1 pseudogene is annotated in these 273 nt (G+C 80.6%); it reads right to left on the bottom strand.

What is annotated here, in order from left to right:
* A pseudogene (locus E9529_RS21660) lies at positions 1-273 on the bottom strand (murein biosynthesis integral membrane protein MurJ); the annotation flags it as partial.

Below are 273 nucleotides of genomic sequence, written 5' to 3'. Positions count from 1 at the left end.
GGCGGCCCGCAGGATCCCCCCGCTGGCGCCGGGTGCGCCCTCGCGGCGCTCGACGTCCTCGTCGGTCTCCTGGTCCGCGCGCGGCACCGGCGGCAGCACCGGCATGGGGAAGACCTGGGTGTCGTCCGCGGCCGGTACCCAGCGGTGCCGCAGCGGCGGCAGCGGCGGTACCGGGGCGGCCCGCAGGATCCCCCCGCTGGCGCCGGGTGCGCCCTCGCGGCGCTCGACGTCCTCGTCGGTCTCCTGGTCCGCGCGCGGCACCGGCGGCAGCAC

The organism is Blastococcus sp. KM273128, from assembly GCF_021698975.1.
Classification (GTDB): Bacteria; Actinomycetota; Actinomycetes; order Mycobacteriales; family Geodermatophilaceae; genus Blastococcus.
Note: the sequence above shows the minus strand (reverse complement) of the source record. Positions and strands in the feature narration are given on the sequence as shown.